Origin of the sequence: Pseudomonas sp. B21-051, assembly GCF_024748795.1 — a bacterium.
GTDB classification, from domain to species: domain Bacteria; phylum Pseudomonadota; class Gammaproteobacteria; order Pseudomonadales; family Pseudomonadaceae; genus Aquipseudomonas; species Aquipseudomonas putida_A.
This window is the reverse complement of sequence record NZ_CP087166.1, coordinates 656379-677490: the sequence shown is the minus strand read 5'-3', so window position 1 is coordinate 677490 and position 21112 is coordinate 656379. Positions and strand designations below refer to the sequence as shown.

24 protein-coding genes are annotated in these 21112 nt (G+C 61.6%); 15 read left to right on the top strand and 9 right to left on the bottom strand.

Going from position 1 to position 21112, the window contains the following annotated elements:
• Positions 1–114: 114 nt before the first annotated feature.
• The 6 genes from ureA (at position 115) to LOY52_RS02935 (ending at position 4954) form a co-directional block, all read left to right on the top strand.
• Positions 115–417 (top strand): urease subunit gamma, encoded by a 303-nt coding sequence (gene ureA / locus LOY52_RS02960; protein WP_007915951.1) that lies wholly within the window; start codon positions 115–117, stop codon positions 415–417.
• Between the two features lie 9 nt (positions 418–426).
• Entirely contained in the window at positions 427–960 is a 534-nt protein-coding gene (locus LOY52_RS02955) for a GNAT family N-acetyltransferase (protein ID WP_047600616.1), read from the top strand.
• 6 nt (positions 961–966) lie between these two features.
• Complete coding sequence (locus LOY52_RS02950) at positions 967–1503, top strand: GNAT family N-acetyltransferase (RefSeq protein ID WP_258678128.1); 537 nt, start codon at positions 967–969, stop codon at positions 1501–1503.
• Positions 1500–1808 (top strand): urease subunit beta, encoded by a 309-nt coding sequence (locus LOY52_RS02945; protein WP_007966984.1) that lies wholly within the window; start codon positions 1500–1502, stop codon positions 1806–1808. Before LOY52_RS02950 ends, LOY52_RS02945 begins: the two co-directional genes overlap by 4 nt.
• Before the next feature lie 170 nt (positions 1809–1978).
• Positions 1979–3679, top strand: coding sequence for an urease subunit alpha (gene ureC / locus LOY52_RS02940; protein WP_258678127.1), 1701 nt, complete (start codon positions 1979–1981; stop codon positions 3677–3679).
• Between the two features lie 147 nt (positions 3680–3826).
• Positions 3827–4954, top strand: coding sequence for a sensor histidine kinase (locus tag LOY52_RS02935; protein WP_258678126.1), 1128 nt, complete (start codon positions 3827–3829; stop codon positions 4952–4954).
• 124 nt (positions 4955–5078) lie between these two features.
• Here LOY52_RS02935 and LOY52_RS02930 read toward each other — a convergent pair whose 3' ends face one another.
• Together LOY52_RS02930 and LOY52_RS02925 are read right to left on the bottom strand one after the other, a co-directional pair.
• On the bottom strand, positions 5079–5384 hold the full coding sequence (locus tag LOY52_RS02930) for a chaperone modulator CbpM (RefSeq protein ID WP_003221201.1): 306 nt from the start codon (positions 5382–5384) through the stop codon (positions 5079–5081).
• Positions 5385–5407: 23 nt separating this feature from the next.
• A complete protein-coding gene (locus LOY52_RS02925) occupies positions 5408–6355 on the bottom strand; it encodes a DnaJ C-terminal domain-containing protein (protein ID WP_027613553.1) in 948 nt (315 codons plus the stop codon).
• 291 nt (positions 6356–6646) lie between these two features.
• On the opposite strand from LOY52_RS02925, the gene LOY52_RS02920 reads away from it, so the two are divergent.
• On the top strand, positions 6647–7921 hold the full coding sequence (locus LOY52_RS02920; RefSeq protein ID WP_098966982.1) for an Hsp70 family protein: 1275 nt from the start codon (positions 6647–6649) through the stop codon (positions 7919–7921).
• 149 nt (positions 7922–8070) lie between these two features.
• Here LOY52_RS02920 and LOY52_RS02915 read toward each other — a convergent pair whose 3' ends face one another.
• The 3 genes from LOY52_RS02915 to LOY52_RS02905 form a co-directional block, all read right to left on the bottom strand.
• Positions 8071–9084: an AI-2E family transporter gene (locus LOY52_RS02915; protein WP_027613551.1), complete on the bottom strand. Its 1014-nt coding sequence runs from the start codon at positions 9082–9084 to the stop codon at positions 8071–8073.
• Between the two features lie 204 nt (positions 9085–9288).
• A complete protein-coding gene (locus LOY52_RS02910) occupies positions 9289–9594 on the bottom strand; it encodes a PsiF family protein (protein ID WP_007966973.1) in 306 nt (101 codons plus the stop codon).
• A gap of 63 nt (positions 9595–9657) precedes the next feature.
• On the bottom strand, positions 9658–10452 hold the full coding sequence (locus LOY52_RS02905) for a helix-turn-helix transcriptional regulator (RefSeq protein ID WP_258678125.1): 795 nt from the start codon (positions 10450–10452) through the stop codon (positions 9658–9660).
• Between the two features lie 96 nt (positions 10453–10548).
• Here LOY52_RS02905 and LOY52_RS02900 point away from each other — a divergent pair, with 96 nt between their 5' ends.
• Complete coding sequence (locus LOY52_RS02900) at positions 10549–11436, top strand: DMT family transporter (RefSeq protein ID WP_258678124.1); 888 nt, start codon at positions 10549–10551, stop codon at positions 11434–11436.
• Positions 11437–11544: 108 nt separating this feature from the next.
• On the opposite strand, the gene LOY52_RS02895 is transcribed toward LOY52_RS02900, so the two are convergent.
• The 3 genes from LOY52_RS02895 to LOY52_RS02885 form a co-directional block, all read right to left on the bottom strand.
• Positions 11545–12435 carry a triacylglycerol lipase gene (locus LOY52_RS02895; RefSeq protein WP_258678123.1) on the bottom strand — a complete coding sequence of 297 codons (891 nt, stop codon included), beginning with the start codon at positions 12433–12435 and terminating at the stop codon, positions 11545–11547.
• A 91-nt stretch (positions 12436–12526) separates the two neighbouring features.
• Positions 12527–12832: a multidrug efflux SMR transporter gene (locus tag LOY52_RS02890; RefSeq protein WP_047600640.1), complete on the bottom strand. Its 306-nt coding sequence runs from the start codon at positions 12830–12832 to the stop codon at positions 12527–12529.
• Positions 12833–13471 (bottom strand): FMN-dependent NADH-azoreductase, encoded by a 639-nt coding sequence (locus LOY52_RS02885; RefSeq protein WP_258678122.1) that lies wholly within the window; start codon positions 13469–13471, stop codon positions 12833–12835. It lies immediately after the preceding gene.
• A 108-nt stretch (positions 13472–13579) separates the two neighbouring features.
• Between LOY52_RS02885 and LOY52_RS02880 the strand changes: the two genes are divergently transcribed.
• Positions 13580–14536: a LysR substrate-binding domain-containing protein gene (locus LOY52_RS02880; RefSeq protein ID WP_258678121.1), complete on the top strand. Its 957-nt coding sequence runs from the start codon at positions 13580–13582 to the stop codon at positions 14534–14536.
• 93 nt (positions 14537–14629) lie between these two features.
• Positions 14630–15163, top strand: coding sequence for a bacterioferritin (locus LOY52_RS02875; RefSeq protein WP_007966958.1), 534 nt, complete (start codon positions 14630–14632; stop codon positions 15161–15163).
• A 109-nt stretch (positions 15164–15272) separates the two neighbouring features.
• Here LOY52_RS02875 and LOY52_RS02870 read toward each other — a convergent pair whose 3' ends face one another.
• Positions 15273–17348, bottom strand: coding sequence for an AsmA family protein (locus tag LOY52_RS02870; protein WP_258678120.1), 2076 nt, complete (start codon positions 17346–17348; stop codon positions 15273–15275).
• 385 nt (positions 17349–17733) lie between these two features.
• On the opposite strand from LOY52_RS02870, the gene LOY52_RS02865 reads away from it, so the two are divergent.
• The 5 genes from LOY52_RS02865 to ureG all read left to right on the top strand — a co-directional run bounded on the left by LOY52_RS02865 (position 17734) and on the right by ureG (position 21100).
• On the top strand, positions 17734–18240 hold the full coding sequence (locus tag LOY52_RS02865; protein ID WP_258678119.1) for a hypothetical protein: 507 nt from the start codon (positions 17734–17736) through the stop codon (positions 18238–18240).
• 173 nt (positions 18241–18413) lie between these two features.
• Complete coding sequence (locus tag LOY52_RS02860; protein ID WP_007966952.1) at positions 18414–19046, top strand: TetR family transcriptional regulator; 633 nt, start codon at positions 18414–18416, stop codon at positions 19044–19046.
• Between the two features lie 244 nt (positions 19047–19290).
• Positions 19291–19791 carry an urease accessory protein UreE gene (gene ureE / locus LOY52_RS02855; RefSeq protein ID WP_258678118.1) on the top strand — a complete coding sequence of 167 codons (501 nt, stop codon included), beginning with the start codon at positions 19291–19293 and terminating at the stop codon, positions 19789–19791.
• A complete protein-coding gene (locus LOY52_RS02850) occupies positions 19788–20462 on the top strand; it encodes an urease accessory protein UreF (protein WP_258678117.1) in 675 nt (224 codons plus the stop codon). The genes ureE and LOY52_RS02850 overlap by 4 nt, the downstream gene beginning before the upstream one ends.
• A gap of 23 nt (positions 20463–20485) precedes the next feature.
• Positions 20486–21100, top strand: a complete 615-nt coding sequence (ureG, locus tag LOY52_RS02845) for an urease accessory protein UreG (protein ID WP_103368037.1) — start codon at positions 20486–20488, stop codon at positions 21098–21100.
• Positions 21101–21112: the final 12 nt, after the last annotated feature.

Here is a 21112-nt window from a genome sequence, read left to right as displayed (position 1 = left end):
CAGGCTGCGATCTTTTGATCTTGCTGTAAAAAATCAACGTCAAAAGATCGCAGCCTGCGGCAGCTCCTACAGGGTGTACGACTTAACTTTCTTCTGCCGAGATTTGGAAAACAAATGGACCTGACCCCACGCGAAAAAGACAAGCTGTTGATCTTCACCGCCGGCCTCGTCGCCGAACGCCGACTGGCCCGTGGCGTTAAGCTCAACTACCCGGAGGCCATGGCCTACATCTCCGCCGCACTGCTCGAAGGCGCCCGTGACGGCCAGACCGTGGCCGAGCTGATGCACTTCGGCACCACCCTGCTGAGCCGTGAACAGGTGATGGAAGGCATCCCGGAAATGATCCCGGAGATCCAGGTCGAAGCGACGTTTCCCGACGGCACCAAACTGGTCACCGTTCACCAACCGATCGTCTGAGGCCGCGCCATGACCTACACCATTCGCGATGCCCTGCACGCCGATCTGCCGGCAATCCGCGACATCTACAACGACGCGGTGCTCAACACCACGGCGATCTGGAACGAATCGGCGGTCGATCTCGGCAACCGCCAGGCGTGGTTCAGCGCCCGTCAGGCCCAGGCCTACCCGATTCTGGTGATCGTCGACGCCGACAACGTGGTGCTCGGCTACGCTTCCTTTGGCGACTGGCGGCCGTTCGACGGTTTCCGCCATACCGTCGAGCACTCGGTCTACGTCCGTAGCGACCAGCGCGGCAATGGCCTTGGCCCGCAATTGATGAGCGTGCTGATCGAGCGGGCCAAAGCCTGCGACAAGCATGTGATGGTCGCCGCCATCGAAAGTGGCAACGCCGCTTCCATTCGTCTGCATGAGCGCGCCGGTTTCAGCATCACCGGACAAATGCCGCAAGTCGGCACCAAGTTCGGTCGCTGGCTCGATCTGACCTTCATGCAACTGACTCTCAACCCTGGCGCCCAGCCGCCGGTCGCCAACAAGGAGTGACACGCGATGAACCCCGCCCAACTGCGACGCGTCAATGCGGAAAGTTTTGCGCACTATCGTCAGGGCCTGATTGATCTGCTGCTCGACGCCGTGGGTTATGGCGCCAGCGTCGGTTTCATGGCCGACCTCGATGCCGCGCAGGCCCGCGCCTACTTCGATGAAGTGCAGCAACACGTGAACAAGGGCAGCGTGTTGCTCTGGGTGGTGGTCAAGGATGAAGAGGTGCAGGCCAGCGTGCAGTTGGGTCTGTGCCAGAAGGCCAACGGTCTCAATCGTGCCGAGGTGCAAAAACTGCTGGTGCGCGAACAGGCGCGGCGTCGTGGCCTCGGTCAGCAATTGATGTATGCGCTGGAGCTCGAAGCGGCCAAGCACAAGCGTGGCATGCTCTACCTCGACACCGAGGCCGGCTCCCCCGCCGAAGATTTCTACAAGGCCCTGGGTTACACCCGCGCCGGCGAAATTCCCGACTACGCCTGCGATCCGCACGGCACCTATCGCCCGACCGCCCTCTACTACAAGATTCTGCAAGGAGCCCGGCCATGATTCCCGGCCAGTACCAGATCCAGCCCGGCGACATCGAACTGAATGTCGGTCGCCGCACCCTCAGCCTGAAGGTCGCCAACAGCGGCGACCGGCCGATCCAGGTCGGTTCGCACTATCACTTTTTCGAAACCAACGACGCGCTGACCTTTGATCGCGCCGCCAGCCGTGGCATGCGCCTGAACATCCCCGCCGGCACCGCGGTGCGCTTCGAGCCAGGGCAGAGTCGCGAGGTCGAGCTGGTGGAGTACGCCGGGCATCGCCGGGTGTTCGGCTTTGCCGGGCGGGTCATGGGTGATCTCGACTGACATGCACACAACCCTGTGGCGAGGGAGCTTGCTCCCGCTCGAGTGCGTAGCACTCGCCAACCCGGGGAACGCGGTGTGTCTGTAAGAAATCATTGGCAGGTTTTGGGGCTGCTGCGCAGCCCAGCGGGAGCAAGCTCCCTCGCCACAATAAATTTGTGCAAGGAATTGAAATGAAGATTTCCCGGCAAGCCTACGCCGACATGTTCGGCCCCACCGTCGGCGACAAGGTGCGCCTGGCGGACACTGAGTTGTGGATCGAAGTCGAAAAGGACTTCACCACCTACGGCGAAGAAGTGAAGTTCGGCGGCGGCAAAGTCATCCGCGACGGCCAGGGTCAGAGCCAGTTGCTCGCTGCCGAAGTGGTCGACACGCTGATCACCAACGCGCTGATCATCGACCACTGGGGCATCGTCAAAGCCGACGTCGGTCTCAAAGACGGGCGCATCGCCGCGATCGGCAAGGCCGGTAACCCGGATGTGCAACCGAACGTGACCATCGCCATCGGCGCCAGCACCGAGGTGATCGCCGGTGAGGGCATGATCCTCACTGCCGGCGGCATCGACACGCACATTCACTTCATCTGCCCGCAGCAGATCGAAGAAGCGCTGATGAGCGGCGTCACCACCATGATCGGCGGCGGCACCGGGCCTGCCACCGGCACCAACGCCACCACCTGCACCTCCGGCCCGTGGCACCTGGCGCGGATGCTGCAGGCCGCCGACGCATTCCCGATGAACATCGGCCTCACCGGCAAGGGCAACGCCAGCCTGCCGGAGCCGCTGATCGAGCAGGTCAAGGCCGGCGCCATCGGCCTCAAACTGCACGAAGACTGGGGCACCACTCCGGCGAGCATCGACAACTGCCTGAGCGTCGCCGACCAGTACGACGTGCAGGTGGCGATCCACACCGACACCCTCAACGAATCGGGTTTCGTCGAAACCACCCTCGGCGCGTTCAAGGGTCGCACGATTCACACCTACCATACCGAAGGTGCCGGCGGCGGCCACGCGCCGGACATCATCAAGGCCTGCGGTTTCCCTAACGTGCTGCCGAGCTCGACCAACCCGACCCGGCCGTTCACCCGCAACACCATCGACGAACACCTCGACATGCTGATGGTCTGCCACCACCTCGACCCAAGCATTGCCGAAGACGTGGCGTTCGCCGAAAGCCGTATCCGCCGCGAAACGATTGCCGCCGAAGACATCCTCCACGACCTCGGCGCGTTTTCAATGATCAGCTCTGACAGCCAGGCCATGGGCCGCGTCGGCGAAGTCATCACACGCACCTGGCAGACCGCCGACAAGATGAAAAAGCAGCGCGGCCCGCTGCCCCAGGACGGCGAAGGCAACGACAACTTCCGCGCCAAGCGCTACATCGCCAAGTACACGATCAACCCGGCGATCACCCACGGCATCAGCCATGAAGTGGGTTCGGTGGAAGTCGGCAAATGGGCCGACCTGGTGCTCTGGCGTCCGGCGTTTTTCGGTGTGAAACCGACGCTGATCCTCAAGGGTGGCGCCATCGCCGCCAGTCTGATGGGCGACGCCAACGCGTCGATTCCAACCCCGCAACCAGTGCACTACCGCCCGATGTTCGCCAGCTACGGCGGCTCGCTGCACGCCACCAGCCTGACTTTCATCAGCCAGGCCGCGCAGGAGGCCGGGCTGCCCGAGGCACTGGGATTGAAGAAGAAAATCGGCGTGGTCAAAGGCTGCCGCGACGTGCAGAAAACCGACCTGATCCACAACGATTACCTGCCGAACATCGACGTCGACCCGCAGACCTATCAGGTCATGGCCGATGGCGTGCTGCTGTGGTGTGAGCCGGCGGAGACTCTGCCGATGGCTCAGCGTTACTTTCTGTTCTGACGCACGGCAAAAGGCCCCGGGTTCGTATCTTGCGCGCGATCCCGGGGCCTTTTTCATGGCCCTGGAAAACCACTGTGCAAACGGTCGTGTATTTCCCGCCAAAGGGACTAATATTCGATTCGCTCCGCCTTTTTTCAGGAACTGCCCATGCGTCTTTCCGAGTTCATCGTGGCCAATATCGACCCTATCGTCGATGAGTGGGAACAGTTCGCCGCGACCATCACGCCGGCCGCCGACTATCTGGATTCCACTGCGCTGCGCGATCACGCCAGCGAGATTCTGCGGGCCGCCGCCCGCGACATGAACAAGCCGCAAAGTCCCGCCGAACAGGCTGCCAAAGCCAAGGGCGAAGGCCCGGAAAAGACCCCGAGCCTGGACGAGGCCGGCGCCAGCCATGGCGAACTGCGCCACACCGTCGGTTTTGACTTGGTGCAGATGACCAGCGAATTCCGCCATTTGCGCGCCTGTGTGATCCGCCTGTGGGTCAACAGCCTTGACTCGCCGGACATCGCCTACTTCCAGGACATGATCCGCTTCAACGAAGCCATCGACGAAGCCCTCGCCGAATCAACCGCGGCGTACGCAGAGCAGGTCAATCGCTCGCGGGATATTTTCCTCGCCATTCTCGGCCATGACCTGCGCGCACCGCTGCAGGCGGTGAGCATGTCTACCGAACTGCTGCTGCGCAAATCCAGCCTTGAGGGCGATGCCCTAGCCTGCGCCCAGCACATCAAGCGTGGCGCGCGGCACATGGCGGCGATGGTCAGCGATCTGCTGGAGCTGGTGCGCAGTCGCCTGGGCCGTAGCTTGCCGATCGAGCCTGCACCGATGGATCTGGCCGTTGCGGCGCGAGCGGCGATCGCCGAAGCCTGCGCCGGTAATCCGCTATCCGATCCCAAGCTCACGGTGCACGGCGACACCCGCGGGGTGTGGGACGCCGGGCGAATCGACCAGTTATTGCAAAACCTGATCGGTAATGCCTTGCAGCACGGCACCAGCCAGCGCGACGTGATCCTCGACCTGCGTGGCGAGGGCGACAACGTGTGCCTGTCGGTGCACAACTACGGCACACCGATTTCCGAAGAGGCGATCGGTACGATTTTCGACCCGCTGGTGCGCAGCGCCGACGAAGAACTCGGGCAGCCGTCGACCAGCCTCGGGTTGGGCTTGTTCATCGTCAAGGAAGTGGTGACCGCTCATGGCGGGACGATCGATGTCAGCTCGAGCGAGGCTGACGGGACGCTGTTCAGTGTGGTGTTGCCGAGAAAAGTTTAGGCAGGCCAACCGCGTAATCGTTCTTCGCGAGCAGGCTCGCTCCCACAGGAGACCGCAGTCAACCTGTGGGAGCGAGCCTGCTCGCGAAGGAGCCGGCAAATACACCCCATAAACAACGGTAAAACTACTCGACCACCAGCCGTCCCAATCGCTGACGCAGCATCCGGTTCTCCGCCCGCAACTCGTGCACTTCCTCCAGCAGATTCAGTGCCAGGGCGACGCCCTCCCACTCCAGCTCCAGCTCGCGCCGCAACTTCGCGGCGCGCTTGGCCAGGCTCAGTTCGTAGTCGGTGAACCGCCATTCCCGGGGCTGCGCGCCCTGAGGTTCGAGGATGCCGTGTTCGACGATTTCGATCACGTAGACGTCCGACAGATCGGCCGCCTCACAGAATTCTGCCATGTCCAGTTGAACGATCAGGGGGCTGCTCATGATGGGCTACTCCGTCGTCGGATTCAGAAGTTCTCTCGTGGGTTGAACGCGGCTTTCTTCGCCAGTTCCTGCCACAGCGCCTTGACCTCGTCGTCGGAGGTTTTCGGCATCACGGCCTTTAGCTGCACGAACAGATAACCGCGCTCACCGGCCTTGTTTTTCAAGCCATGACCCTTGGCGCGCATACGCTGGCCGTTCTGGCTGCCGGCCGGTACCTTGAGGTTGATCTTGCCGGTCAGGGTCGGCACGGCCACTTCAGCGCCCAGCGCCAGCTCCCACGGTGCCAATGGCAGGGTGATGATCAGGTTTTCGCCTTCGACATCGAATTTCGGGTGCGGCGCAAAGCGAATGGTCAGGTACAGATCGCCATTGGCGCCGCCACCGATGCCCGGTGCGCCCTGCCCCTTGAGGCGGATGCGTTCGCCGTCGGTCACGCCCGCCGGGATCTTCACGTTCAGGCTCTTGCTGGTGTTGCTGACGTGCTGACCGTTGGCGTTGTATTGCGGGACCTGAAAGCTGACCTTCTTCGATTCGTCCGACAAGGTCTCCTCAAGGAAGACCGGCAGTTCCATTTCCACGTCTTGCCCTCGGCGCCCTGCACTGCGTTGTTGCCGACCGTCGCCACCGAAACCGGCGCCGCGATTGCCGAAGATCGAACTGAAGAAGTCCGAGAAGTCGCCGGTGTCGCCACCGCCGCCGCCAAAACCGCCACGGCTCTGCCAGCCCGGCGGGCCCTGGAACGGCTGACCGTGCTGGCCATAACGGCGCAGCTCGTCATATTCGGCGCGTTTGTCGGCGCTTTTCAGCGCTTCATAGGCTTCCGAGGCGTCCTTGAACTTGGCCTCGGCGTCTTTTTCCTTGCTGACATCGGGGTGGTATTTGCGTGCCAGCTTGCGATAGGCAGCCTTGATCGCCTTGTCGTCCGCTGTCGGCTCCACGCCGAGTATCTTGTAATAGTCTTTGAAGTCCATCGAAGGAATCACCATCCGTTATCGATTTCGCGCCGAGACCAGCATGCGCTCATTCGCGCGTGCCGGGTTGACCGATCTCAACTTTGTGACCGGGTGGCGCAGCAGAAGTTTATCGGCAGTGGACGACGGTTCTTGCGACCGCCGGTATGTCTGCCGGCCCATGCCAGCAAGTTTGGGGCGAAGCTGCGACTTTCAAGAAGCTTAGTCGTGAAATAGCAGATGACCGGCCTTCGAATCTGCCGCGCACTGACATACACTGCGCGGCCGTTTTTTGACCGGAACCCGAAAGACATGAACAACGCCTCTCCAGCCCGTGCCTGCGGTATCGACTTCGGCACCTCCAACTCCACCGTCGGCTGGCTGCGCCCCGGCATGGAAACGATGATCGCGCTGGAAGACGACAAAATCACCCTGCCGTCGGTGGTGTTCTTCAACATCGAGGAGCGCCGTCCGGTGTACGGTCGTCTGGCGCTGCACGAGTACCTGGAAGGCTACGAAGGCCGGCTGATGCGCTCGCTCAAGAGCCTGCTGGGTTCCAAGCTGATCAAGCACGACACCAGCGTGCTCGGCACCGCGATGCCGTTCAAGGACTTGCTGGGGCTGTTCATCGGCCAGCTCAAGAGCCGTGCCGAAACGGCCGCCGGTCGCGAGTTCGAACAAGTGGTGCTGGGGCGTCCGGTGTTTTTCGTCGATGACGACCCGCTGGCTGACCAGGAAGCCGAAGACACCCTGGTCGAAGTGGCACGCAAGCTCGGCTTCAAGGACGTGTCGTTCCAGTACGAACCAATCGCCGCGGCATTCGACTACGAGTCCACCATCGAGAAAGAAGAGCTGGTGCTGATCGTCGACATCGGCGGTGGTACTTCGGACTTCTCGCTGGTACGCCTGTCGCCCGAGCGTCGCGGCATGGACAACCGTCACGATGACATCCTCGCCACCGGCGGCGTGCACATCGGCGGGACCGACTTCGACAAACAGCTGAGCCTGCAAGGCCTGATGCCACTGTTCGGCTACGGCAGCCGGATGAAGAGCGGCGCCTACATGCCGACCAGTCACCACATGAACCTGGCGACCTGGCACACCATCAACTCGGTGTACTCGCAGAAATCCACCCTGGCGCTGGGCAGCATGCGCTACGACATTGAAGACACCGGCGGTATCGACCGTCTGTTCAAGCTGATCGAACAGCGCGCCGGGCACTGGCTGGCGATGGAAGTCGAAGAAACCAAGATCCAGCTGACCCACGCCGACAGCCGCCACGTACCGCTGGACCGGATCGAGCCGGGCCTGAGCGTGGAACTGAGCCGCGCCCTGTTCGAATCGTCCATCGACGCGCTGCTAGAGCGCGTGCGCGGCAGCGTCACGCAGCTGTTGAACGATGCGAACGTGTCGGTGGCTCAGGTCGATACGGTGTTCTTCACCGGCGGTTCGAGCGGCATTCCGGCACTGCGCAACAGTGTGTCGGCGATGCTGCCGAATGCGCGACATGTGGAAGGCAATATCTTTGGCAGCATTGGCAGCGGTCTGGCGATTGAGGCGATGAAGCGCTACGGCTCGATGGCCTGATCACACAACCTGTAATGGTCTGATCACACACCTTGTGGCGAGGGAGCTTGCTCCCGCTGGACTGCGCAGCAGGCCCAGGCTTTTGATTCAAGGAGCGGGGGCGCTTCGCGCCCCAGCGGGAGCAAGCTCCCTCGCCACAGTGGATCGCCTTACACCATCCCGCCCAGCTTCAATTCACTCTTCAGGTACGCGTAATAAATCGGCCCCGCCACCACTCCCGGCAGGCCGAACGCGGCTTCGAACACCAGCATCGCCAACAGCAACTCCCACGACTTGGCACTGATCTGCCCGCCGACGATGCGCGCGTTGAGGAAGTATTCGAGCTTGTGGATAAAGATCAGATAGCCCAGCGCCGCCACCGCCACCCAGATTGACAGCGACAGGCCGACGATGGTGATCAGCGTGTTCGACATCAGGTTGCCGATCACCGGCAGCAGGCCGAGCAGGAACGTCAGGACGATCAGGGTCTTGGTCAGCGGCAGCTTGATGCCGAACAGCGGCAGGACCACCACCAGGAAAATCGCGGTAAAGAACGTATTCAGCAGAGAAATCTTGATCTGCGCGAAGACGATGTTGCGAAAGGCTTGAACCACCAGGTGCAGACGGTCGAACAGGGCGGCGGCCAGCGGTTTGCGCTTGGTCAGGTCGGGCACGCGCTGCAAGGCAATGATCGCGCCGAGGACCATGCCGATCAGCAGGGTGACAAACATGTGCGCCGCGTCCTTGCCTACCAGTTGCAGCTCAGACAGATGCTTGCTCGCCCATTCGCCGATGGCCACGCGAAATTCCGCAGCACTGGCCGGCAGGTAGGCGTCGAGGAACGGCGGAAGTTGCCCGCGCGCGCGATCGACCACACCCATGAATTTGTCGAGCGAGGCGCCCGGGTTTTCCGCTTCGTGCAGCAGGAAACTGATGGCGCCGGCAAAGATCAGCGCCAGCACACTGACCACCAGGGTGCCCAGCAGCGCCACCGCCAGCCAGCGCGCACGCCGACCTTCGATCAGCCGTTGCAGTTGCGGGGTGAGCATGTTGACCAGCTCGAACACCAGCAAACCGGCCAGCAGGCTGGGTAACAAGCGCAGCGGCAATGCCAGCAGCAAGCCGCCGCAGATGATGATGCAACTGACCCAAAACACAACATGACGCTCAGAAAACGTTGGCATACAGCCTCAAAACGAACGGCGTAAAAGGATTGGCAGTCTGCCAGCGATCCGGGGAGAGCACTAGGTATATGCAGGGGCGGAGAGTGTTGGCGCTCTCAATGGCCCCTTCGCGAGCAGGCTCGCTCCCACAAGGAGTACGCATTTCAATGTGGGAGCGAGCCTGCTCGCGAAGAGGCCGGCCCGTTCACCGCAAATCCTTGCTGATTACTTTTTCTTCAGGCAATCACTCATGAAGGTCTTGCGCGCATCGCCGGTCAGCGCCTTGGTTTTCGCATCGGCGTTGCAGGTCTTCATTTTTTCCTGTTGCGGGGTCAACACTTTGCCGTCATTGGCGGCCGGTGCTGCCTTGAGGCAGGTGCTCATGAACGTCTTGCGCTCGTCGCCCTTGAGGCTTTTGGCGGTAGCGTCAGCATTGCAGGTGGTCATTTTGTTCTGTTGCGCCGTGGCGGCGAAACCCTGGGAACACAGGAGCAGACCGATCATCAACAAAGGGACACGCAACATCTTCATGGAGTTTTCTCCTTGTCGCCGCATCGATGGATGCGGCCTCCGCTGAAGTGTAGCCAAATCTTGTTACACCTTCCTGCCTTCCAGGTGGCTACGCCGATACTGTTCCGGCGTACATCCGGCCTGCCGGGCAAACATGGCGATGAAGGCCGAGCCGCTGCTGTAGCCGAGATCGAAGGCGATCTCCTGCACGCTGCGAGTACTTTCCAGCGCCTCGATGGCCGCGAGATAACGCAGGCGCTGACGCCATTCGCCGAAACTCATCCCCAGCTCACGCACGAACTGCCGGGCCAGCGTGCGCTCACTGACGTGCACCTGCGCCGCCCAGTGCGCCAGTGGCTGGTTATTGCCCGGATCAGCCTGCAAGGCGTCGAGGATCGCCAGCAACCCAGGATTGCTCGCGTACGGCAGATAACATTCATGTACCGGCGCCTGTTGCAGTTGATCGACCAACACCTGGGCCAGACGCTGGTCAGCGTCGAGTTCGGGGATCTTCACGTCGCGGGCGGCGAAGTCCTTGAGAATCGCCTTGAGGATGTCGCTGATCGCCAGGGTGCAGGCGCGCGACGGCAGATCGGCGCAGACCTTCGGATCGAGGCACACCGCGCGGTAGTTGACCGGTTGATGACTGTAGAAACTGTGCTCGACCTGCGGCGGCACCCACACCGCATAGTGCGGCGGCGACATGAAGCGGCTGCCGTCGACGTCCATGTGCAGCACGCCGTGGGCCGCATACTCCAGCGTGCCCCAGGGATGACGGTGCGGCGCGGCGTATTCATGGGCGTTGAAATCGGCGTAGCGGAAGTACACCGCTGACGGCAGTTCGCTGAAATCCAGCAGATCGATGTGTTTGCTGTTCATGCTGTCCGGTTACAGAGGCAGGTTGTCCGGTTCGCAGTATAGGGCTGCATCCAGACAGGGGATAATCAGCGTTCATCAACGTTCTGGTTTTAACCCATGCAATACGCGTTTCCCCTGCTGGCGATTCTCATCTGGGCCGGCAATACCGTGATCAACAAACTGGCGGTCGGGGCGATCTTCCCCGCTGAGATCGGTTTCTACCGCTGGCTGCTCGCCGGTCTGTTGTTCACCCCGTTCATGCTCAAAGCGGTGATCGCGCACTGGCCGCAGATTCGCCCCAACCTGGGCAAGATCTTCATCCTCGGCGTGCTGGGTATGGCGGTCTATCAAAGCCTCGCCTACTTCGCCGCGACCCTGACCACGGCGACCAACATGGGCATCATCCTGTCATTGATGCCGCTGATGTCGCTGGCCATGGCCATCATCAGCCTCGGCCAGCGCCTGACCGCCGGCGCCTTGTTCGGCGCAGTGCTGTCGTTCGCCGGGGTGCTGGTGGTGGTGTCGTCCGGCAGCCTCGGTGCGCTGCTGCAGCACGGAGTGAACCTGGGTGACGCGATGATGCTGATCGCCACCCTGGCCTACGCGATCTACAGCACCCTGCTGAAAAAATGGCAGCTGCGCCTGCCGCCGCTGGTGTTGCTGTACCTGCAGGTGCTGGTAGCGATTGTGGTTCTGTTTCCGCTGTACGCCGCCTCGCCGAAAACCGGTTTCACCGCGCAGAACATTCCGCTGGTGCTGTACGCCTGCCTGCTGGCCTCGATGCTCGCGCCGCTGGCGTGGATGCAGGCGGTGCAGCGCCTGGGGCCGAGCCGCACGACCTTGTTCTTTAACTTGCTGCCGTTGATTACCGCGCTGATTGCGGCGGTGGTGTTGAAGGAGCAGTTGGCGATGTATCACCTGGTGGGTGGGGTGTTGACGTTGGGTGGGGTGATTCTGTCGGAGCGCTGGACCACCGTGTTGGGCCGCAGAATCAGCGTTGCCTGATGGAAAAGATCGCAGCCTGCGGCAGCTCCTACGGGTGATCGCGTGGATGAATGCTGAAACCTTGTAGGAGCTGCCGCAGGCTGCGATCTCTTGATCTTGTCTTGGCTTTTACAAGCCGGCAGCCTTTAGCCGCGCCGCATGCTCGACAAACAACCGCAGCGGATCCGCCCCTTTGCCCACCAGCCCCAGCGACTGATTGACGATGTCGAAGTGATCCAGCGGATAGTCGTCGCCAATCACCGTGCCGAGGTGCGAGCTGTAGCGTCCGACCATCCCGTCACACTGCCCCGGCTCGCGCACGAAGGTTTTTGCGAACAAGCGGCAACTGCGGTTGGTGCCGTCGAACAGGTTGCCACCGCGATCGGTCTTGCCCGGTTGCAACGTCCCCGACCACGAGTAATAACGCACGCCATTGACCTCTTCCGGCCCGTGACCGCCCCAGGTCTCGGGCAGGCCCTGTGGATAACGCTGATTGAACAGCGCCACGCCTTCGCTGGTCAGCGATTGATGCGAAGCGTGGATGTCCACCGGCAGTTTCGGCCCGTGGTAACCGGTTTCCAGCAACGCCATCAACCAGCCGACTATACGCAACAGCACCTCAAGCACGCGGCCCTTGGCAGTGTTCGCCGGGTAGTGTTTCTGCAGATAGTCGGCCAGTTCCGAACCGTGATTGGGCCCGGCCACCGAGGTTACCGAGGCAACCAGATCCGGCCGTTTGGCGGCGGCATAACGCGCGGTCAACGAGCCCTGGCTGTGGCCGAACAGATTGACCCTGGCGGCGCCGGTCTCGCGCAGAATCTCGTCGATGCGCGCCAGCAACTGCTCGCCGCGCACCTCGGTGGAGTTGAGCGGCGACACCTGCACCGCAATCACCGTCGACCCGCCACGGCGCAACGCCTTGATGATCCCGTACCAGTACGGATACAGCAGCAGCCGGATGAACCCGAGCATGCCCGGCACCAGCACCAGTGGATAACGTGTCGCCGAACCTTGTGACATGGGCAAACATCCTTGTGGTCGCTGAGTGGATGCCAGACGTGCAAAACGCCCGCCAAGCCTCCTCCCTGATGATGACAACTGCACCATCAGCCTACTTCAGGCCCACCACCCCCGCCACAATCAGCCCCACCGACAGCAGTTTGACCAGGGTCAGGCTCTCGCCGAGCAGGGCAAAACCGAGAAACACCGTGCCCAGCGAGCCGATGGCGGTCCAGATCGGATAGGCGATGCTCACCGGTAATTCACGCATCGCCAACGTCAGGAAGTAAATCCCGCCAATCGCCGCCGCCACCGTGATCAGCGACGGCCACAAGCGGGTGAAACCTTCGGCGTACTTCATGCCCATGGCGAAAGTCACCTCGAAGCCGGCGGCGATCAGCAGGAACAGCCAGGCCACTTAGAACGTCCGGGCGAGGTCGAGCAAACGCTGCTCGGCCTCGGCCACTGATACCGCGAAGGTGCGCTCGGCTGACTCTTCGCCCTCGGCTGCGATCACGCGGACGTCGTTGATGCCAATAAAGCCCAGCGCGGTGCGCAACCACGGATCGGCGTGGTTCAGGGCCTCCAGCTCACCACCGGGGCCGAAGCCGAAACCGCCGCGACTGGTGACGATCAGCGCTTTCTTGCCTTGCAGCAGCGGGGTGTATTGGGCCACGCCGTTGTCCAGGGTGTGGTCGAAGGTCCGGCCCAGACGCACAATCTGATCGACCCAGGCCTTGAGGCCGCTGGGCACGCTGAAGTTGTACATCGGCGTGGAAATCAGCAGCAGATCGTGTTCGAACAACTCGCCGACCAGTTGATCGCTGAGCGCCAGATCGGCCTGCATCGACAGCGGGCGTGCCTGCGGCTCAGGGTAAAACGCCGCCGCCACGAACGCTTCATTGACCGCTGGAATCAGTGCCCGTCCGACTTCCCGGCGGGTGACTTGAGCCTGTGGATGACTCAATTGCCAGGCACTGAGAAAGCTTTCCGCGAGGCGCCGTGAATGCGAACGGTCACCCCGTGGACTGGCATGGATCGCAAGAATCTTGCTCATCTGAATCTCCTTGGGACTAGACTTGAATGGCTGTGTAGCGCCAGATTGGCGCCGACCCGCCGCTGTCTCAACTGAGCAAAAATCAGTCGGGATGAATCCATTTCATCCATGGAGTATTCAATGTTCGCCTCGTTGCCGCTGACCGCCCTGCGCGCCTTCGAATCCGCTTCGCGGCTGTTGAGCTTCAAGGCCGCTGCCGAAGAGCTGTCGGTCACACCGACGGCAATTTCTCATCAGATTCGCGCGCTGGAAGACTGGCTCGGCGTAGCGCTGTTCGAGCGTTTGCCGCGTCAGGTGCGCCTGACCGAAGGGGGCGAGCGACTGTTTCGCAGCCTGCACAGCGCGCTGCTGGAAGTCGCGCAAAGCGTCGACACCCTGCGTCCGCAACGCAGTGGCGCCAGCCTGACGCTATCGACCACCGCCGCGTTTGCCGCGCTGTGGCTGGTGCCCCGCCTCGGAAGGTTTTATGCGCAACACCCGAACATCAACGTGCGCCTCGATACCCACTGCGAAGTCATCGACCTGCATCAGGACGCCAGCGTCGATCTGGTGCTGCGCTACAGCCTCGACGATTACCCCAATCTCTACGGTCTGTGCCTGTTCGATGAGTCCTTCGGTGTGTACGGCTCGCCGGAGCAGGTGGCGCTGGCGGCCCGGCGCACACCAGCTCTGATCAGCGTGCGCTGGCACAACTCGAAGCTGTATGCCCATGGCTGGGAAGCCTGGTGCGCTCGCTCCGGCGAGTCGTGGCTGAACCAGCATCCGGCGATCCGTGAATACGATGAGGAGCATTACGCTCTGCAAGCGGCGATTGCCGGGCAAGGTCTGGTGCTGGCGAGCAATATTCTGGTGTCGCAAAGCGTCGCCAGCGGGTTGCTGGTGCCGTACAAGGGGCAGGTGCAGGTCGATGGTGCCGGGTACAGCGCGCTGTGTGTGCCGGGACGGGAACGGCATCCACCGGTGCGGGCGTTTTTTGCCTGGTTACAGGAGGAGGCCGTGTTGTCGGGGCTCACGCCAAGATCGCAGCCTTCGGCAGCGCCTACAGGGGGAACGGTGGAAATCTGATAAAACTTTTTGCGTCGCTCAGGACTCACAACTTGGTATGCGATCACGCCTGAAGAGCGTGGCGCCCATTGGATTAGCCTCCTGGAGATCGAAATGAGCGATGACCTGCATTTGTCTGATGTTCAAACCCTGCGCGAGCGCGCACGACAGCACGTCGAGAACGGCGCGGTAACCGAGAGCTACAGCGCCGACCGTGACGAGGTGCTGCGCTTGCTCAACGAGTCGCTGGCCACCGAGCTGGTCTGCGTGCTGCGTTACAAGCGTCACTACTTCATGGCCAACGGCGTGAAAGCCCACGTGGCCGCCGAAGAATTCCTCGAGCATGCAACCCAGGAAGCGCAACACGCCGACCGTCTGGCCGAGCGCATCGTGCAACTGGGCGGCGAGCCGGAGTTCAATCCGGACCTGCTGTCGAAAATGTCCCACGCCCAATATGTGGCGGGGAACACCTTGAAGGAAATGGTCTACGAAGACCTGGTGGCCGAACGAATCGCCATCGACAGCTACCGCGAAATCATTCAGTACATCGGCGAAAAAGACCCGACTACCCGGCGCATCTTCGAAGACATCCTCGCCCAGGAAGAAGAGCACGCGGATGACATGGCCGACATTCTGAAAGACCTGTAAGCCTTCAGAACCGCCTTCGCGAGCAACAGAAGCAAAAAGATCGCAGCCTGCGGCAGCTCCTACATTCCACTGTAGGAGCTGCCGCAGGCTGCGATCTTTTGCTCTTGCCTTACTTGGTTGGCTTGACGGTCACCGGCGCCTTGCCAGCCTTCATCTGCTCAAGCAAAGGCGCGCATTGATTCGGCTCCCCGCCACTCGGCGCCACCAGCGCCAGCAGTCCCGCCGCCGGTGCGGCAATCACGCCCAGCGCGACCATCCCCGCCCCGCGCAGCATCAGCGGCACGGCCTTCACGCCAGCGTCCGGCTTGATGAACTTGCCGCGCACATACAACGGTGAACGCAACGAAATCAGACGCCACCCCTTGGATTCCGGCGTCACGGTCAAGTCCAGTTGCTCGGTGGCCATGTTCGCCGTGCCATCGATGTAAATGATCGCGTTCTCGGTATCGAACACAAACAACCGCGTGGTCGCCAGGCCGGTCTTGATGTCGAAGTCCGCCGCCGCGCAGTTGATCTTCACTTCCTTGTCGCCAAAGATCTTGCCGACCACGTAGTTGCCGACGTTGAGCCCTGCCAGTTCCATCAGCTCACGGCTGATCGCCCCGTCGTTGATCAGCATCTTCAGGTTGCCGTTGGCGCCGCCGAGCAGCTTGGCCACCGAGTTGCCGCGACCGCTTATATCGGCATCACCGTTGAGCTCACCGAAGCTGGTTTTCATCGGTTCGAAGGTCGGGAACAACTGCTTGAGCTTGAAACCGCGCGCAGTCAGTTTGGCCCGCCCTTCCAGCGGTTCGGTGCGACCGTTGAGGCGGATCTGCGCGTCCAGATTGCCGCCGGCCACGCCGAAGCGCAGCGGTTCGAGGCTGAGTTCGCCGTCGTTGAGTTTCAGGTGGGTATAAAGGTCGGTGAACGGCAGTTTTTCACTGTGCACGATGCGCTTGCCGGTGAACTCGACATCGGCATCCATCGCGCGCCAGCGGTCGGTCTTGAATTCTTCCACCGGCAGCACTTTGTCGGTCGGCTGCTTGCTCTCGCCGCCGCGGGCCTTCTGCTTGTCATTGGAGTCGGCGCCGATCAGCGGCGCGAGATCGGCGAACAGCAATTGATTGGACAGCAACGCGCCGCTGAGCTTGGGCCGTGGCTGGCTGGCGACGTAGGTCAGATCGCCGTGAATGTCACTGCCGCCGATCTTGCCGTTGAACTGTTCATAAGTGAATTTCGCACCGGCGGCGTCGTGCAATTTGGCGATCAAGTGACCGTCGGTGGAATACGGCGGCGTATCCGGCAGGGTCACGCCGGTCAGTGGATAGAGGTTGCCGAGGCTGGCGCCGGCCAGTTTCAAGCGCAGATCGAGTGCGCCGAGGTTGAGCGGGTCGGTCAAGGTGCCGGCGAGTTCGATGCTGGTGGCACCGATCTTCGCCTGAGCCTGCAGCGGGAACGGTTTGTTCGCGTCCTGCAACGCCAGCAGCCCGCCGATCTTGCCCTGGCCGGTGAGGTTCTGGCCGTGGTATTGGCCTTTGACCTTCAGCGCGAACGCATAGTCCTGCGGCGCAGCGCCTTTGTCCTGCGCGGTCTTCGCGGCTTTGGCGCCGACGATGTCGCTGAACGGAATCGGCTTGCCCAGCGGATCGATCAGGACATCCAGACTGGTCTTGAGGGTTTGATCATCCAGGGTGACGTGGCCCTTGTCGAAGCCAATCGCCCCGATGTCCACCACCCAGTTCGACGGTTCGGCATTCGGGTCTTTCGGGTCGAATTTGAAGGTCCAGTTGGCGCGCCCATCGGCCAGGCGTTGCAGTTGCGCATTGGGTTCGGTCAGGTCAATGCGCGGGATCGTCACCCGTTGCGCCAGCAGAGCCAGCGGCGAGATGCGCAGTTCCACGCGTTTGAGCGTGACCATCTGTGGCTGCTTCGACCAGTCCGGATTGCCCAGCGTCAGGTCCTCAGCCACCACATGCGGCCACGGCACCCAGGCCCGCCAGCCGCCCTCGTCCGGCTCGCGCTGCCAGATCACCGCGAGGTTGCCATTGATGGCGAACGGTCGATGCAGTTCTTCCGAGACTTTGGCGTTGAGCGGCGGTTTGATCCGGTTCCAATCGAAGAACACGATGATCAGAACCAGCACCGCCAACAGCAGTAAGAGGATGGCGAAGGTCCAACTGAAGATTTTTCCGGTGCGCGTCATGCACAAAACTCCTGATGACGACCGCACGCCGACTTCGCGACGTACAGCTGAAACGGCGGGCCAAAGCGGCCCTCATGAAATCTACGACTGGCAAACAGTGCGCAGGTTTAATCGGAATATAGATTGCGTGGCAAAAAATCGCCCGAATGCTGACCGATTGGTCGAAGTGCGTTACCGCGGCCCGCACATTTGCGAGGCGCGAGTGAGTCGAAAATACCCACTGCGGTGCAAAACCACCGTCCGCAAACGCCCGAGCTAGAGCGCCTCGGCAGAACAATCAATTCTGTTGATTATTACCATTGCGTTTATGAACTTTTATATCGACTTATCGAGAGTAGCATTGGCTTCGTACCCACTTTATCGCCCTCCCAAGGAGCAACCCATCATGAAACGGCAATTACTGCTCAGCCTTACCCTGTCGATGCTAGCCAGCACTGCTTTCGCCCTGCCCGCTGCCGACCAGGCTACCCCACAAGTGAAATCGAGCCACTCGGTGTTCAGCCAGACTGTCGCAGCTGACGGCGGCGACCGCACTCCACAAGGTCAGACTCTGGCTGAAAACGGCCGTAATCGTCTGGAAGAAAAAGGCCTGGTACAAGATGGCTACGACAAGACTCCACAAGGTCAGGCTGTAGCAGAAGGCGGCCGTGATCGTCTGGAAGAGAAAGGTCTGGTGCAAGACGGCTATGACAAGACTCCACAAGGTCAGACCCTGGCATCCGATGGCGGCGACCGCACTCCACAAGGGCAAACCCTTGCTGAAGGTGGTGGTGACCGTACCCCACAAGGCCAGACTTTGGCTGAAGACGGTTTCGACAAAACCCCACTGGGCCAGGCCGTTGCCGAAGGCGGTGGTGACCGTGTGATCGAACGCAACAGCGCTTTGAGCTAAGCCCATGGCGGCCTGGAAAAAAAGCCCGATCAGCCGATCGGGCTTTTGACTTTTTCAGCCTCGGCCAATCGCAAAACCGCATTTCCCTCGTTGACTCTCCCCTGCCGTTCGACGCCAGCAAAGCCGATTTGCTAGAGTGCGGCGCTTGTCCTGCCTAAGAAAACGCCTTTGCGATGCTGCCCCGCGCCGAACAGAAACAACAGACCCGCAACGCCCTGATGGACGCTGCCCGCCATTTGATGGAAAGCGGCCGAGGATTCGGCAGCCTGAGCCTGCGCGAAGTGACCAAGACCGCCGGTATCGTGCCCACCGGTTTCTATCGGCATTTTGCCGACATGGACGAACTCGGCCTGGTGCTGGTCAGTGAAGTCGGCCAGACCTTCCGCGAAACCATCCGCCTGGTGCGCCACAACGAATTCGTCATGGGCGGCATCATCGATGCGTCGGTGAGGATCTTCCTCGACGTGGTCAGCGCCAACCGTTCGCAATTCCTGTTTCTCGCCCGCGAGCAGTACGGCGGCTCGCTGCCGGTGCGCCAGGCGATTGGCCGCCTGCGCGAAAACATCAGCGCCGACCTTGCGGCCGACCTGACGCTGATGCCCAAGCTGCAACATCTGGACGCTGCCGGGCTGAGCGTGATCGCCGACCTGATCGTCAAATCGGTATTCGCCACCCTGCCGGACATCATCGACCCGCCAGCCGAAGCCCTGCCGGAGCATCTGACGCCACAGGCGAAGATCACTCAGCAACTGCGCTTCATCTTTATCGGCCTCAAGCACTGGCAAGGGCTGGGCAGTACTGAGTAAAAATCAAAAGATCGCAGCCTTCGGCAGCTCCTACACCAATCCCTGTAGGAGCTGCCGAAGGCTGCGATCTTTTTTATGAGCCACAAATTGGTGCATGTAAAAATCTTCACGCACCAAAACCTTCCAAAATTCTGCAACATCTTGAAACATCCTCTACGCTCCGACAGGGATTTCCTACATCTCGTCCGGTTGGCAAGCCCCTTGCTCTAGCCCTCCCTACAAGTCCACTGCTGGAAGCTTTCCGATGCTGGTGATTCATCGCAGAATCGACTCTCAACCTGCCTGGTCCGCCGAGTTGCACCTGACCTTCGAAGCGCGGAGCAAAAGCCGTCTGCGCTGTTTCAGTGCCGATGGCGAAGACGTCGGGTTGTTTCTGGAGCGCGGTCAGGCACCGTTATATGACGGCGAATGCCTGCAGGCCGAGGACGGGCGCATCGTTCGCGTCTGCGCCCGCCCCGAGCAACTGCTGCACGTCACCTGCGCCAATGCCTTCGAACTGACCCGCGCCGCCTATCACCTCGGTAACCGCCACGTTGCCTTGCAAGTCGGCGATGGCTGGCTGCGTCTGCTCGATGATTACGTGCTCAAGGCCATGCTCGAACAGCTCGGCGCCCAGGTCGAGGCGATAGAAGCGCCGTTCCAGCCGGAACACGGTGCCTACGGCGGCGGCCATCACCATTCGCGGCATGGCGACGAAGATTTCAACTACGCGCCCAAACTCCATCAGTTCGGCGTACGTCTGTGAACCCGGCCTGGGCGCTGCTGCGCCTGGCCAGTCCGCAACTGCCGATTGGCGGCTACAGCTATTCGCAAGGCCTGGAAATGGCGGTGGATAACGGCCGCGTGAACAACCCGGACAGCGCCCGCCGCTGGATCAGCGATCAACTACTGCTCAACCTCGCGCGTTTCGAGGCGCCGCTGCTGCTCGCCCATTGTCAGGCCGCGGCCGAGGAAAACTGGTCCGAGTTGCTGCGTATCTGCGAAACCCACCGCGCCAGCCGCGAGACCCGCGAACTGCATCTGGAGAGCCGGCAGATGGGTTACTCGCTGCAGCAGTTGCTCAACGGTCTGCCGGAACTCGACGCGCCGGCCCGCCGCTTTCTTGAGCAATGCGCGGAACCGCATCTGGCCCTCGGCTGGGCACTGGCTGCCCGCGCCTGGCAAATCAGCCCACAGGATGCGCTCGCCGCGTGGCTGTGGAGCTGGCTGGAAAACCAGCTCGCGGTACTGATGAAAACCCTGCCGCTGGGCCAGCAAGCCGCCCAGCGCCTGACTAGCGAACTGTTGCCGCTGCTGCAACAGGCGCAGCAGGACGCCACCCGCATCAATCCCGAACACATCGGCAGCGCCGCATTCGGCCTGTCCCTGGCGTGCATGGCGCATGAGCGCCAATACAGCCGTCTGTTTCGCTCTTAGAGCCTGTCATCTTGGAGAAGCACATGAACACACAACCCCTGCGCGTCGGCATCGGCGGCCCGGTCGGTTCCGGCAAGACCGCATTGACCCTGGCCCTGTGCCTGGCGCTGCGTGATCGCTACAACCTGGCCGTCGTCACCAACGACATCTACACCCGCGAAGACGCCGACTTTCTGGTGCGCAACCAAGCGCTGGCGCCGGAGCGAATCATCGGCGTGGAAACCGGTGGCTGTCCGCACACGGCAATCCGCGAGGACGCCTCGATCAACCTCGAAGCCGTCGATCAACTGAACCGGCGCTTTCCGGGGCTGGACCTGATTCTGGTGGAATCCGGTGGCGACAATCTGTCGGCAACCTTCAGCCCGGAGCTGTCAGACCTGACCATTTACGTGATCGACGTCTCCGCCGGCGACAAGCTGCCACGCAAGGGCGGCCCGGGGATCTGCAAGTCCGACCTGCTGGTGATCAACAAGATCGACCTGGCGCCGCTGGTCGGTGCTTCGCTGGAGATGATGGATAGCGACACCCAGCGCATGCGCAACGGCAAGCCATTCGTCTTCAGCAATCAGAAAACCGGTCAGGGCCTGGAAGAGATCATCGCCTTCATCGAACGCCAGGGCCTGCTGAACGCCGCCTGATTCATTGACCAA